12 protein-coding genes are annotated in these 13668 nt (G+C 60.2%); 6 read left to right on the top strand and 6 right to left on the bottom strand.

Features of this window, described 5'->3' with window-relative positions; all coding sequences use genetic code 11:
* Positions 1-238 precede the first annotated feature (238 nt).
* Genes TPEN_RS04850 through TPEN_RS04840 form a run of 3 tightly spaced genes read right to left on the bottom strand, consistent with a single transcriptional unit; the run spans position 239 to position 2007 of the window.
* Entirely contained in the window at positions 239-982 is a 744-nt protein-coding gene (locus tag TPEN_RS04850) for an oxygen-binding di-iron domain-containing protein (protein WP_011752606.1), read from the bottom strand.
* A 37-nt stretch (positions 983-1019) separates the two neighbouring features.
* On the bottom strand, positions 1020-1532 hold the full coding sequence (locus TPEN_RS04845; protein WP_011752605.1) for a hypothetical protein: 513 nt from the start codon (positions 1530-1532) through the stop codon (positions 1020-1022).
* A 40-nt stretch (positions 1533-1572) separates the two neighbouring features.
* Positions 1573-2007, bottom strand: coding sequence for a hypothetical protein (locus tag TPEN_RS04840; protein WP_011752604.1), 435 nt, complete (start codon positions 2005-2007; stop codon positions 1573-1575).
* A 140-nt stretch (positions 2008-2147) separates the two neighbouring features.
* Between TPEN_RS04840 and TPEN_RS04835 the strand changes: the two genes are divergently transcribed.
* The 5 genes from TPEN_RS04835 to TPEN_RS04815 are packed head-to-tail and all read left to right on the top strand — an operon-like array spanning position 2148 to position 6442.
* A complete protein-coding gene (locus tag TPEN_RS04835) occupies positions 2148-3557 on the top strand; it encodes an FAD-dependent oxidoreductase (RefSeq protein ID WP_011752603.1) in 1410 nt (469 codons plus the stop codon).
* A complete protein-coding gene (locus tag TPEN_RS04830) occupies positions 3544-4020 on the top strand; it encodes a 4Fe-4S binding protein (RefSeq protein ID WP_011752602.1) in 477 nt (158 codons plus the stop codon). Before TPEN_RS04835 ends, TPEN_RS04830 begins: the two co-directional genes overlap by 14 nt.
* Entirely contained in the window at positions 4017-4286 is a 270-nt protein-coding gene (locus tag TPEN_RS04825; RefSeq protein ID WP_052885158.1) for a (2Fe-2S)-binding protein, read from the top strand. Before TPEN_RS04830 ends, TPEN_RS04825 begins: the two co-directional genes overlap by 4 nt.
* On the top strand, positions 4279-5409 hold the full coding sequence (locus TPEN_RS04820; protein ID WP_011752601.1) for an NAD(P)/FAD-dependent oxidoreductase: 1131 nt from the start codon (positions 4279-4281) through the stop codon (positions 5407-5409). The genes TPEN_RS04825 and TPEN_RS04820 overlap by 8 nt, the downstream gene beginning before the upstream one ends.
* Before the next feature lie 52 nt (positions 5410-5461).
* Positions 5462-6442, top strand: coding sequence for a DHH family phosphoesterase (locus TPEN_RS04815; RefSeq protein WP_011752600.1), 981 nt, complete (start codon positions 5462-5464; stop codon positions 6440-6442).
* Here TPEN_RS04815 and TPEN_RS04810 read toward each other — a convergent pair.
* The 3 genes from TPEN_RS04810 to TPEN_RS04800 all read right to left on the bottom strand — a co-directional run bounded on the left by TPEN_RS04810 (position 6439) and on the right by TPEN_RS04800 (position 13403).
* Positions 6439-8073: a hypothetical protein gene (locus TPEN_RS04810; RefSeq protein ID WP_011752599.1), complete on the bottom strand. Its 1635-nt coding sequence runs from the start codon at positions 8071-8073 to the stop codon at positions 6439-6441. The two genes, TPEN_RS04815 and TPEN_RS04810, sit on opposite strands and share 4 nt — an antisense overlap.
* Positions 8074-8127: 54 nt before the next feature.
* Positions 8128-11691 (bottom strand): glycoside hydrolase, encoded by a 3564-nt coding sequence (locus tag TPEN_RS04805; RefSeq protein ID WP_011752598.1) that lies wholly within the window; start codon positions 11689-11691, stop codon positions 8128-8130.
* Between the two features lie 92 nt (positions 11692-11783).
* Positions 11784-13403 (bottom strand): M28 family peptidase, encoded by a 1620-nt coding sequence (locus tag TPEN_RS04800; RefSeq protein ID WP_011752597.1) that lies wholly within the window; start codon positions 13401-13403, stop codon positions 11784-11786.
* Positions 13404-13441: 38 nt separating this feature from the next.
* On the opposite strand from TPEN_RS04800, the gene TPEN_RS04795 reads away from it, so the two are divergent.
* A complete protein-coding gene (locus TPEN_RS04795) occupies positions 13442-13636 on the top strand; it encodes a hypothetical protein (protein WP_052885156.1) in 195 nt (64 codons plus the stop codon).
* The last annotated feature ends 32 nt before the right edge of the window (positions 13637-13668 follow it).

Genomic DNA, 13668 nt, shown 5'->3' with positions numbered 1-13668 from the left:
GGGAGAGCGGCGAGAAGGGAGGAAAGCGAAACGGCCGCCCGCCATTCGAACCGGGGGCCCTCCGGTCTCCGGCTGCCGCGGCTTCATCCCCCGGTCTACGCCGGGCGGTCGCCGCGTGGCATAGCCTACAGCCGGATGCTCTACCGCTGAGCTACGCGGGGCTGGTCCCCGCGCCCGGAAATTCGGGCGGGCGGCTAGATTTTCTTTATAAAGAGAGGGTTAAAAACCTTACGTGTGCTTAGTAGAGTAGGTCTACTCCGGCCTCGAGGTTTTCGAGCCATGCGAGAGCTTTTTGGACTACCTCCTTGGACTTTAAAATTGCTCCGTGCTGCGGGACTATTGTTTCCACGTCGAGGGCTTTCACCCTTGATACCCAAGCTTTGAGGGCTTTCCCGGACGCCATGTACCGCTTGTGGAACGGCTCCATGTACTTCACGTGTTCCTCGAAGCTCGGCGCGAAGTCGTAGTCCTTGTCGGGCGGCAACAGGGATGCAAGGACGTCTCCGCTGTAGAGGATCTTCGAGCAGGGGTCGTAGAGGCTGAAGTTGCCGGGGGAGTGGAGGAAGTGAGCCGGTATGAGCTTGAGGGTGCAGTTTCCGAGCTGTAGCTCTGCCCCGCTGTCGCCGACTGGTACGACTCTGTTCTCAATGTTCACGTCCGGCGGGAAGACGTGCGGGAGGAACCTTACCCACAGCTCGGGCAACACTATCTTCGCGTTTGGAAGAGCGGTGTACCAGCTCGCTGCCGCCCCAATGACGTCTGGGTCCTGGTGCGTGTAGAACAGGTACTTCACCTTGGTTGGTGGAGCGAGCACGGAGACTTGAGAGAGGAGCTTCGCGAAGACAGCCCTCCCGCTTGTATCCGCCAAGAGGGCTTCGTCCCCGTCGACGATGATGAACTGGTTTGTCTGTACCTGCCCTTTCGGCGTTAGCTCCCTGAAAACCGCCACCCTGTGGTTCTCCGAGGTATAGAGGAGTATCATGTGCCACTTAATGCGCGCGACGTTTATATTTTTCTCGCTACCGCTGGGTTACTTCGATGACGTTGAGGTCCGAGAGGCTTCCCCTCGACTTCTTGTCGCGAACCATCTTCACGTAGATATCGTCGAAGTGTATCTCGACGACCCCGTTGGTCTCCGCTATGTCGGCGAGCCACCCTGCGCCCTCCCTCTTGGCGACCTCCGCTATCACAGCGTTGGCTACCCTCTCCACTCTCTTGAGAAGCCCGGGCGCCCAGGGGCATCCACCCTCGTCTAGCAGTACTATCACGTCGACGTCCCTGCCGAAGTAGACCTGGCCCGTTATGTACTCGCCTGAAGCTATGTCCGCGTAGTAGACGCCCTCCAAGCAGTCGATAACCGAGAGGGACGATGCTATCGCCTTCGCCACCCTGTACTTCAGGAGGTCGTAGTTCCTGGCGTAGACGTAGGTCCCCTCAACCCTCTGGAGCTCGACTCTGCGTAGCGACTCCCTGACAACCTCGGCTAGTCTACTCTTAAGCTCCTCCTCGACTCTGGAAGCCAGCGCGTCCACACTGATAACGCCTTAGCCGGGAATATAAAGCTTGAGAGACTTATTCCCTCGCGAATAGCGGTAGGGCGTTGTGGGGCGTTTTCCCGAGCCTAGCGGCGCTCGCGACTGCCCTCACGTAGACGTCGTCCACGTGCACCTCTAGTAGCTTGTGGCGCGATTCTCTCGGCGCGAGGCTGGAGAGGACCTCGTTGAAAGCCTCCTCGAGCTCTGCCTCGAGCCTGCTGCTCAGGCTTTTCACCCCTATGCGCGTCTCTACGAGTACGTCTACGTCCCTCCCGTCTATACACTCTCCCTCGACGAACTCGCCTAGGCTTATCTCCGAGTAGTACACCCCTCGGACCCAGTCGTAGCCCTTCAGCGACTCCGCGACGGCGAGGGCTACCGCGTACTTCAGGGTGTAGCCTTCGCGGAGTAGCCGCGCTAGCTCGCCGGCGAACCTTTCTTTAATTTTGTCAATGTCTATCTTTACGTACATTTGTGGAAAGCCTTGCTAAACGGGGAATAAATCCTTTTCCATCGTATGCATGGATTTTTTCCAAGCCTTAGATACATTTGAATCTCTCGGCAAATGGCTGAGCCAAAAAATATTTATTCTTACTTAGAAACGTTTTTATTGTGAGAATAACGGAGCATCCCATACTGGAGTTCAGGCGGGGCTCCCCCGTAAAGTTCCGCTTCGACGGCGAAGAGGTAGAGGCTTTCGAGGGGGAAAGCATAGCGGCGGCTCTCTGGGCTTCGGGGATCAGGGATTTCCGGCGCGGGGAGCAAGGGCCCCAGGGCCCTTTCTGCATGATAGGCTACTGCTCGGGTTGCATGGTGCGCGTAGACGGCAGAAGCAGGGTTAGGGCTTGCCTCGAGCCCGTGAGGGACGGCGCTGTCGTCGAGAGGGAGGATAAGCCGCTACCGTCTGGGGTTGTCGGGGAGGCGGGCGAGGCGGGCGAGCTGGACGTCGACGTGATGGTAATTGGTTCCGGGCCTGCCGGTCTCTCGGCCGCCCTCGCCAGCGCTTCCGCCGGCCTGGAGGTACACGTGTTCGAGCGGCATTTCCGACCCGGCGGCCAGCTCGTGAAGCAGACGCACAAGTTCTTCGGGAGCGGCGAGCTCTTCGGGGGGTTGAGGGGCTTCCAGATAGCGGAGAGGCTCGTATCCGAGGCGGAGAGGGCTGGCGTGAAGATCCACACGAGGTCCCCCGTCCTGGGCTGGTTCGGGGAGGGGGTCTTCGCGGTGAACGAGGGCGGGAGGTTGCTCAGGGTTAGGGCTAAGGCAGTCGTCGTGGGCACGGGGGCTGTCGAGAGGTTCCTGCCCTTTCCGGGGAACACGCTTCCAGGCGTGATGGGCGCCGGCGCTGCCCAGACGCTGATGAACGAGTACGGGGTAAAGCCCGGCGAGAAGGCGGTGGTCGTCGGCGCGGGGAACGTCGGGCTGATAGTCTCCTACCAGCTCCTCCAGGCCGGCGTAAGCGTAGAGGCCGTCGTGGAGGTTAGGCCGGAGATAGGAGGCTGGTTCGTCCACGCGGCGAAGCTGAGGAGGCTGGGCGTCCCCATACTCACGGAGCACACTGTCGTGAGGGCTGAGGGCAGGGGGAGAGTCGAGAGGGTGGTCATCTCGAGGGTCGGGAAGGACTTCCAGCCGCTGAAGGAGTACGAGAGGAGCGTAGAGGCGGACCTCCTGCTCCTAGCCGTGGGGCTGACCCCTGAGTCCAGGTTGCTCGCGGAGATGGGTGCCAGGATGACGTGGTCGACCGAGCTTGGAGGCTACGTGCCGTACCGGGACAGGTACATGGAGACCAGTATCCCCGGGGTGTACGTGGCGGGGGACGCCTCGGGGATCGAGGAGGCTACGACCGCCCTGCTGACGGGCAGGGTGGCGGGGCTCTCGGCCGCGATAAGGATCCTCGGGGAGAGGGGTGAGCTCGTGGAGGAGAGGGAGAAGGCTCTGAGGATGCTCGACGAGACCAGGAGGACTCCCTTCTCCGCGCGCGTCGTGGAGGGTATACGCAGGGTGAGCGTCGGTGTTCAGGCGTAGCGGCGTAGTCTCGGCTGGAGAGCTGGAGTCGATGGGGCTCGTTCCCCCCAGGGAGAGGCTGATCAGGGGGGCGGTCGCGGTCACCGAGTGCATCGAGGAGATACCCTGCAACGTTTGCGAGTCGGCGTGCCCGGTGAAGGCTATCAGGGTCGAGGGGCTCAGGGGTAGGCCGAGGATAGACTGGGACAGGTGCACGGGGTGCGGTGTATGCGTGGGTGTGTGCCCGGGGCAGGCGATGTTCTTGTTGGACCTCAGCAGGGGGGCGGCGGTAACCGTTCCCTACGAGTTCCTCCCGAGGCTCAGGAGGGGGGACACCGTCGAGCTGCTGGACAGGGAGGGCAGGGTGGTGGGCGAGGGCACTGTTATCAGGGTGTTCGAGGTGAACAAGACGCAGGTGGTAACGGTGAGTGTCCCCGAGAACCTCTTGATGGAGGTGAGGGCGGTACGCCGGGCGGCGAGATGAAGGCGTACGTGTGTATGTGCGAGAGAGTGACTGTCGAGGACGTCGAGAAGGCGATAGAGATGGGGTTCACAGACCTCGAAAGCCTGAAGCGCTTCCTCAGGGTGGGCATGGGGCCGTGCCAGGGGCGCTACTGCGTCCCCATACTCTTGTCCATACTGTCCCGGAGGCTCGGCGTCCCGCCGGAGAAGCTGGGCTACGTCAGCGTGCGCCCACCGGTCGAGCCTGCGCCAGCCTCGCTGTTCCTCAAGGTGAGGAAGGATGTATGACGTGGTGATAGTGGGCGGCGGTATAGTGGGAGTCTCGCTCGCGTACAGGCTAGCCGAGGAGGGGGCGGGCAGGGTACTCCTCCTGGAGAAGGGCTACCTCGGCGGCGGCTCAACCTTCAGGTGCGCCGGCGGGATAAGGGCCAGCTTCACGAGCAGGGAGCACATCGTGCTCATGAAGAGGAGCATAGAGCTCTGGGGGGAGCTCAGGGAGAAGCTCGGGGTGAAGTACGAGAGGAGCGGGTACCTGTGGCTCATCTCGCGCGAGCGGGACGTCGAGAGGTTCAAGGAGTACTCCAGGGTGCACAACAGCTTCGGCGTGGAGACGCGGTTCGTAGACGAGGACTTCGTGAAGAGAGTTGCCCCCTACGTCGACACGTCGAGCATGGTGGCCGCCCTCTACGACCCGCTGGCCGGCAAGGCTAGCCCATTCGACGCTGTGTACAAGCAATTCCTGGCGGCCAGGAGCCTCGGAGTGGAGTTCGCGGTTGGAAGAGAGGTCGATAGCGTCCGCGTGGAGAGGGGCGAGGCGAGGGGCGTAGTTGTGGGCAACGAGCTCATTCCGGCGAGGAGCGTGGTGGTAGCCGCCGGCGCGGAGTCGGTGTTCCTGCTCCGGAGGTCCGGGGTCGAGTTACCGCTCGCGCCTGTACCTCACCACGCCGCTCTGACCGAGGAGTTCGGGAGGCTGTTCGACCCGCTGATAATAGACGTCGAGACTGGGGCCTACGCGGTTCAAACGTTCCACGGCCACGTGTTGATGGGCGTAGAAGTGGAGGAGGAGCCCTTCGCGAGGCCTGTCGTGAAGCTGGAGTTCCTCGAGAAAGTCGTGTCGACTTGGAGCAAGTGGCTCACGTGGCTTCCCGGGGCGAACATACTGAGGTACTGGGTCGGGTACTACGAGGTGACACCCGACCACCACCCAATACTGGGCCCCGTCGACGGAGTCGAAAACCTCTACGTTGCAACGGGCTTCAGCGGCCATGGCTTCATGATGGCGCCCGTAGTAGCGGAGGAGCTCGCCGAGTGGATCAAGTCGGGGAAGCCCAAATCGGAGGAAGCCGCCCGGCTGACGCTCGCCAGGTTCAAGGAGGGAAGGCTGATAAAGGAGCTCGCCGTGATAGGCTAGGCGCCCAAGGCTTTATAAGCTGGGATGTAGGAGTGTTGGGAGGTGTTCCGCCGTGTCTCTCTACGTGTCGCTGTACAGGGCGTACCAGATAGCGAGGGCCCTCATCGAGAAGCGCCCCTTGGCGCTCTCGGACGCGGGCGACGTAGACGGGGTAGTGAGCGCGACGCTCTTCAAGATCTCGAGGCCGTCCGCGGAGATCGTCCTCGCTCACCCAACGGACGTGGCTAGGAGCCCTATCCTCAGGCGTGTTTACTGGGACTTCGTCGCCGACCTCCCGTGCCCCGGCAAGGCGAAGCTGAGGGCAGACCACCACGTCACGAACACGCCGTGCGCCGACGAGGAGTACTACGACCCGTCGGCGCCAGCCTCCGCGCTACTCGCCTACAAGGCACTCTCGCTCGAAGGCAACGCCACGGCTACCCGCCTCGTAGAGCTAGCCGTGGAGACGGACACCGCTAACATCAAGTCGAGGGAGGCCTTGCTACTAGACTCGGCGGTCAAGGGGGCGGGGTACAGGGGGAAGCTGTACCTGGTCAGGCTCCTCGCCGAGAAGGGGCTGGACGCGCTGAACGACGAAAAGGTGAAGGAGTGGATAGCTAGGCACGAGGAAGTCAGGTTGAGGACAGAGTCCCTCGCCGAGAAGATCCCAGTAGAGGAGGTCACAGTAGTCGCTTTCCGGAAGAGGCTCAAGCTCTCGTACAGGTACCTGACGATACTCCTGGAGAGACGGGGCGCGAAGTTCACGCTCGTCCTGGTGCCGCGCGGGCTGTTCAAGTACAGGGTGTACGCGGGCGCCCAGCCCGAGTCCAGCTACGACGCCTCGACAGTAGCCTCCCGGCTCGGCGGTGGAGGACACAAGTTCGCCGCCGGCGCCTTGTTCAGGGCGACCTCTCTTAGACAAGCTCTGGAGAAGGCGCTGGAAGCAGCGAAGACAGGAGCGGGCGTAGACCCCCAGAAGGTAGTAGTCGTGAGCGACTACAACTGCATAAAAGAAGTGTACATGGAAGGAAAAAACAAAAAACTAGTTTTTTAAGCCGGAGAGACTCCCACGAAGAGACCTCCGGAAGTCGAAGCAACGAAGGCCGTTTTAACCGTGTCCTGGTTACCATATACTTCTGCGCTCGTTGGCGCCTGGCCGGCGATGTCGTACACGTCGCTAGCGTAGTCGTTATTCGTTATGGTCTTGCCGGTAGACGGGTCTACAGCTTTATTCTCGCCGGGATCCCAGATGCCTCCAAAGCTGTTTGCGAAGACTACTATTGTGTACTTTATCTTGCCGTTCGAGGGGAAGCCCGGTAGCGCTGAGAGCGGTACCTTCGCCTCTATGACTCCCTGCGACTTGTTGATAGCGAGTTGCCCGACGGGCTTGGGGTTCCAGCTATGGTCGAATACGAAGGGCTGTGTCTCGTACTTGCCCAGGTTCACCCCGACTATGGCGTCCCACTTCCAAGGAAGCTTAGTGTCAGACCAGTCTGGCAACCAGTCGTTGAACCCGTCGTTGGGGTTGTCTGGAGTGAAATCCATCACCACCATTATGTACGGCGAGTACTCGTTGCTGAGCTGCGACAGCTTGAACCTTAGGTATAGGTATTGCCCGTCGCTGTAAAGCCTAGCCTCGAGAACGTCCAAGTCACTCGTAATAGGCCAGTTCCAGTCAGGCCGATAATACTTGTACTGGTCACCAGCAGGGTCTGTGAGTACTGCTTCGTTGTCTACGACGCCGTAGCCCGGTGCGGGTGGGAGTGGTTTGCCGCTCCAGGCTCTGAGACTCCCGGGTAGTGGCGGGTATATCAGCTTCATGGGGACAAGGCTCCTGGCGTAGGAGACTTTCCTACCGAGGGTTGTGGATGTGAACGTTCCCTGAGATGTCGTAACGGTGTAGTAGACTGCTACTTCCTGTACGCCGTTGCTCCAGCCACCATAGACCTCCGCGTATGTGGGTGTTTGGCCGGCGATGTCGTACACGTTGCTAGCGTAGAAGAAGGAGTCGTCTATCCAGACTCCGACTTCGGGGTCGTAGGCTTTCTTCTTCCCTGGGTCCCAGATGCCTCCATAGTCGTTGGCAAAGACCAGTATGACCACCTTGACCTTGCCGTTGAGGGGGAAGCCGGGTAGCTCTGAAACGGGGACTTTGGCCTCTATGACGGCGTTCTGCTGGTCGACTTCCAGTTGCCCGACGGGCTTGGGGTTCCAGCTATGGTCGAATACGAAGGGCTGTGTCTCGTACTTGCCCAGGTTCACCCCGACTATGGCGTCCCACTTCCAAGGAAGCTTAGTGTCAGACCAGTCCGGCAACCAGTAATCGAACCCGTCGTTGGGGTTATCTGGAGTGAAATCCATTACAACCATGACGTAGGGGCTGTACTTGTTCTTCAGTGTTTGGAACTTGAACCTTAGGTATAGGTATTGCCCGTCGCTGTAAAGCCTAGCCTCGAGAACGTCCAAGTCACTCGTAATAGGCCAGTTCCAGTCAGGCCGATAATACTTGTACTGATCATTCGGGGGGTCCGTTATTATTACTTCTCCGGCGCTGACCGTGATCCCGGGAGCCTTGGGTGGCGGGGTGCCGCTCCAGCTTCTCAAGGCGGGCTCTGCGCTCGCTGTTGCTAGGAAGAGTGCTAGTACGGCTATGGCTGCTAGGAAAAGGTGTTTTTTATTCATCATCGGTATAAATGTTTCTAGGCATGTTTATAAAGATTTCTTGAAAAAAAGAATTAGTTACTGCTTACTCTTCCCGGCGCGTTTCCTGTACGCGTAGACCGCCGCTACCGCAACAACCGCTGCTATGAGCGCTGCTAGCCCGAGCCACTGGGGTTGGATCTCGCTGGGGGCCTGCTGGCCTCCTGGTTGCGTGGGTTGTTGCTGAGGTGGCTGCTGTGTCCCGGGTTGCGGGGTTACGGCTTGGGCTCTGGTTGCTTCGAGGTTTAACCCTATCCTGTTCAGCTTCGAGGCTACGGCTTCGCCGGAGTCGTAGAGCGCCTGCACCGTGTCTACCCAGGCCTTGGTGTGCGCTGGGAACGTGAAGTCCCTGTGTATGACGTCGCTGTTGAGGGACATGAAGAACGCGAATAGCGCGGCTTTATAGACGGCGCTGTTTTCGCCGTACTTCGACTTGATGTTCGCCAGCACGGACGCCGCCTTGTTTATCCAGTCCCACTGCTGCTTCTGCTCCGGCTTGTTGGTCCAGACATCGCTACCCCCAGCCCAGCTCGCCGTCGGTATTCTCGTCAGCTTCGGGAAGCTCTGCGCGCCCTCCACTACCTCCGCGACCGTGGCTGTCACTATGTACTGCTTCACGCTCTCTAGGTACGCGCACAGCCTCTCGAAGAATACGCCCGTAGTAGCGACCGTCGGGCTGAAGATCATCCAGTTTTCGCCGTCGGCGGAGATGACCACCACGCTTGCCGTGGGGTCGGAGAACCTCCTCGAAGCCACCATTAGGACGAAGTTCCTGGCCGCAGCGTCGGCGTCTTCAGGAGTCGAGAACCTGTTCTCGAAGCTTATGTAGTTGCTCAGCTGGGTGTCCCTGAAGAGCACGATTATCTGGCCCTGGGAGCCTTGGTATAGGTAGGGCGTGTATATCCCCCTCTTCTCCCCGTCGGAGCCCTTGTAGTGCGTCTCGTAGTCTAGGACGATGTACTTGACTCCCTGCTGGACCAGTATGGGTACTAGCTTCTCGCTGAAGAACATCTCGGGGATCCAGGCGCCCTTAGCGTCTACGCCGAGAACCCTCTTAGTCACGTTGAAGCCCCACTCGAGCTCTATCTTCATCGCTTCGGCTCCCCACGGGTAGGTGTCGACGACGTAGCCTGGGATCGGGTGGTTGAAGAAGTCGCTGAATATCTCTATCTGCCCCCTGCTAGCCAGCTGCTTGTAGAGCTCTAGGGCCTTCCTGACACGCGCCATCTCGGGGCTCTCTGGCGAGATGAACTTCTGCGAGAAGGAGTCAAAGTAGCCGTACTTGAGCCCGTACTCCCACTGCCAAAGCAGGCTCGGGCTAAGGTGGTACACCATCTTGACGCCCGGATACTTGGACAGAATCACTGGTTGCACGAGGTAGGCTCCGCCCTCGTAGTAGGGCTTGAACTCGTCCTCGTATGTGTGCTTGAAGGCCCAGGGGCCGTGGAACGACCCGTTGGGCCACGCGTTTATGCCCTGGTGGCTGTGCCAAACGAATACGAGCTTGAGCGGTGAGCGCCACGAAGCCGGGTCCACGACGCCTATCCTCACCTCGCGGGTAGCTGTAAACTCCTGTGTTCGCAGCGCCACTGTGTACGAGTAGATACCGGGCTTCGTCGGAACCGTAACCTCTACGAACACGCTTTGGGGTTGCTGTGAGAGCGTTACCTCGCTCTCGTAGAGGGTGGTGCCTCCCTGGGAGACGGTCAGCGTTCCCTTTATGGTGCCCCTCCTGTAGGACGCGGTTACGTTGAACTTGGCTTTCTGGCCTGGGGAGTAGAGTAGGCTGTCCGTCGACACGACTAGGTAGAGGGCCTGTTGAGCCGCCGCCGCGCCTAGCTGCTGGTACACGTCCTTGTAGCCGTAGCTTGCCAGCGCGTCTACGGGCCCGCCGAAGACCCTGTAGACGAAGGTCACGCTGTCGCCGGGGTTCAGCGTGAAGGGCGGGTACTCGGCTCTTACCTCGGTTCCCCAGGTCGACGCTTCAAGCCACACTATCCCGGCGCCCGGGGTTCCCAGGTACGCGATTATGCAGGCACCCTCCTCCGGGTCTATCATCCCTATCCATTCGAGGTCCTGCGCCGACTTCCACGTGAAGTGGAGCTTCTCCTTCGGCGAAAGCAGGTGGAGCCCCGCGCCGTCCTTCCAGGCCTGCCAGTCATTCTCACCTTTCTGCCCTATCACGCCGGTAACAGCGAAGGTGTAGCCTATCGTCCTGTCCCAGTTTACCTTGCTCTCAGCCTTTACGTTGCCCTTGTTGGTTATCTGGGTGGTTTCGTCGAAGCCGTATAGCCCTGCGTAGAAGGTGAAGGTCTTCGTTACGTGTAGAACGGTCTGGTCGCCGCTCGGGTTGGTGAACGGGACGTCTGCCTCCATTTTGAGGACGAGGACCGTGTCGTTTGAGAAGGCAACGGACGCCGAGAACTTCGCGGTTACTATTAGCCCTGGCCAGGACTGCGTAGGCAACCAGTCGTAGAGTGGGTAGCTATTACCCATAGCACCCCTACTACCAGCATTAGCCGCAAGCTCCACTCCCCCGGCTTGCCACTCGACGGGCCTGGCCCCTCTAAGGGAGATCTTTATCTTCGCTACTCCGGTGTCGACCAGCGCGTAGTCCTGGGTGAGGCTGTAGCTTATCTTGCCTGTAGGCTTGGGCATCGGGGGTAGCGTCCTCGTAGCCTGCGGCGCTGGAGGGGCTTGCTGTTGCGGCTGCTTGCCCATGAGCCTGTCCTTCAGATCCGCGAAGCCCTCCTTGTCCAGGTAGTCGGGCGAGCCCCCGTACACGGTGTACGTGAACCTTACCGGGACGTTGGGGTTGAGAACAAGGGTGGGATGCTCTACTCTAACCTCGGTGCCCCACCCTCCGACTTCGAACCAGATGGACTCCGTCCTGTTGTACACCCTGGCGACGATGATCCCTTTCTCGTCGGGGTCGTATATCCCCACGAGCCTTATGAGGGGGCTCTGCTTCCTAACCCAGCTCTCCCTGTTATCGGGTGAGCGGGTGTAGAGCGAGTCCCCGTCTACCCAGAGTTGCCAGTCGTTGTCGCCCTTCTGCCCTACCACGCCGGTAACGGCGAAGGCGTAGCCTACGAGGGCTCCTCCCCAGTTCACCTCTATCTTCATGGGAGAGCTCCCCATGTTCACGAGGGTTACCGTGAGGTTAAACGTCCTCGAGCCTTGCTTGAACACGTACTCGCGGGTCACGGCGACGTTCGAAGTTACGCCGCTGACGTCAGTCACGGGTATGACGGCTGTAAACCTCACTACGAGGACGTCCTGCGATGGCCTCGAAGTCTCGACGTTGAACTTCGCGGTTACTATTAGCCCTGGCCAGGACTGCGTAGGCAACCAGTCGTAGAGTGGGTAGCTATTACCCATGGCACCCCTACTACCAGCATTAGCCGCAAGCTCCACGCCGTCGACAAGCCAGCCTATAGGCCTGGCCCCCGTCTTACTTATCAGTATCTTCGCGACGCCCGTGTCGACGTAGACGGTTGCCCCCCTGTCCTCGAATACCGGAGCGTTCTCCGCGTATGCTAGGGGTAGGAGCAATGGTAGTAGCTGTGCCAGGAGTAAAGCCGCCAACAAGGCTTTTCTCATAGCTTGTCGTTCATACTCCCATATTCCTCTAGATAAACCTTTCTCATTACGTTTTAATAAAAAGTTTGGGGCGTTGCGGGAAGCTCCGGCGCCTACCTCTTAAGCTCTAGAAGTGCTTCCTCCATCGATTCAAGGCTACGTCGAACCGCGCGCAGGAACGACTCGTAGTACTCTTTCAACACTCCTCCGTGCCTCTTCCCCGGGGGCTCTAGGTCTACTAAAACCTCCTCCCATCCAGGTACGATCCTGGTGAAGAAAATCCTCGCCGGCACGCTCCGGGAGCCCTCTTCGACAGCCCTCTTCAGCACTAGGAGGTCTTCCACGGCGTCGAGGATGTATGGGTAAACGGCTTCGACCTCTGAGAACACTTCGCCGTACCTCCCCCTGTGCAGTGGGCGCGTGAAAAGCCGCCTGAGATGGCGCGCGTCGTGCTCGTCCCTAATGTTCACCCCCTCTAGGAGCCCGGCGACCCTCCTGGCCTCCTCGAGGAAGTAGACCTTCTCGAGCTTCTCCAGAGCTACGCGCTTGAGGAGGGAGTATTCCAGCAACCCCCACTCCTCCCGAAGGAAAGCTTCGCCCGCCCTCTCTGCCAGCGTGTAGGCTTCTAAGACCTTCTCCCAGTCAACCCTCTGGGGCTCGTCGAGGTCCGTGTGGTACACGGGGAGCACGTCCTGGAAGGTGTGCAGAGTCGCCGCCGCTACACCCTTCATGGTGAAGCTGAAGCTGTCGAATATCACCTGGTCCGAGGTGTACCTGTAGCCTTCTCCCAGAGCCTTCCCGAGCCCTCCCTGGAAGTCGGGCCCCGAGGCTGACACCGTGATCCCAGCTCCCCCGAGCACGTCGAGGTTGACGACTACTCCCAGGGAGTCGAGCTCCCCCCTCCTCTCCAAGAAGTCGGCGTAGGAGCGGGAACCCCATATCCAGTACCACGGGGAATGCCCGGGCGCGCCGTACTCCTCGGCCCCGAAAACCGCGTAGCCCGCGCTCTCCCCGAAGGCCCTGGAGAGAGCTACGACCAGCGCTACCCCGAGAACGTTGTCCGTGAACCCCGAGAGCCACTTATCGACGTGCGCCGTGAACAGCGGGCCCCCGGCGTTCCCGGCCACCACGACGCCTGTCCTCGCGGAGTGGTCGAAGGCTGTCTCAACGCGGAGGTATAGCTTCTCCCCCCTGCCCGAGACCCTCGCAAGCCTCAACCCGTCCTCCAGCGAGACAGCAACGGCGGGCACTGGAGGCGGGGTGCCTGGGCCGAAGCGGTAATCGGGGGTAGCGGTGACGACTATTCTCCTCCTTCTATCCGGGAAGGGGTCTACGAAGACGACAGCCTCGGCGCCCCTCGCCACCGCCTGTACGTACTGCCAGGCCGCTTCGTCGACCTTTCCGTACATCTTGACGACAGCTATCTTGCCCTCGAGGTCTACCCCCTCCCACTCCTCCGGGAGAACCCTCTCGCCCAGGTACACGGGCTCGAGGTAGAGCTCGCCCGAGGGGGAGCCGGGCATGGCGACAGCCTTAACGCGTAAGCCTCCCCCGGACAGCTCGACCCCCTTCTCGACCCACGTGGAGCATGGGAAGTAGTGCACCTGCGCCGAGAGCCCGTCTAGGTACCCTGCAACTGCTTCCAGGGATTCGTGCTCCTCCCTGCTCCCCGCTACCACGTCGCCGCGCGGCAACGCTGATGTCAGCTCGTACGCGATTTCCCGTATTTTCACGAATTAGCGATAAAAGCCCATGCATCATTAATGTTGCTATGAAAAGGGAGGTGAGGGAGGGTCTCGAGAAAGCGCTGGACAGCGTGGACTACGCGATAGACTTGCTTAGGGACCTAGCGGAGGAGGACCGCGTGCTCGCCGAGCTCCTCGAGGACGTGCTCTACCACCTCGAGGAGGCGGCGGAGGCGCTTAGCGCGCTAATAGAGAAGGGGGTAAAAGAGGTCGAGAAGTGAGTTAGGATTATTTACCCCCAGGGTTAAGGGGT

Source organism: Thermofilum pendens Hrk 5 (genome assembly GCF_000015225.1).
Taxonomy (GTDB): Archaea; Thermoproteota; Thermoprotei; order Thermofilales; family Thermofilaceae; genus Thermofilum; species Thermofilum pendens.
The sequence above is the reverse complement of the archived record's forward strand: the minus strand, read 5'-3'. Positions and strand labels throughout refer to the sequence as shown.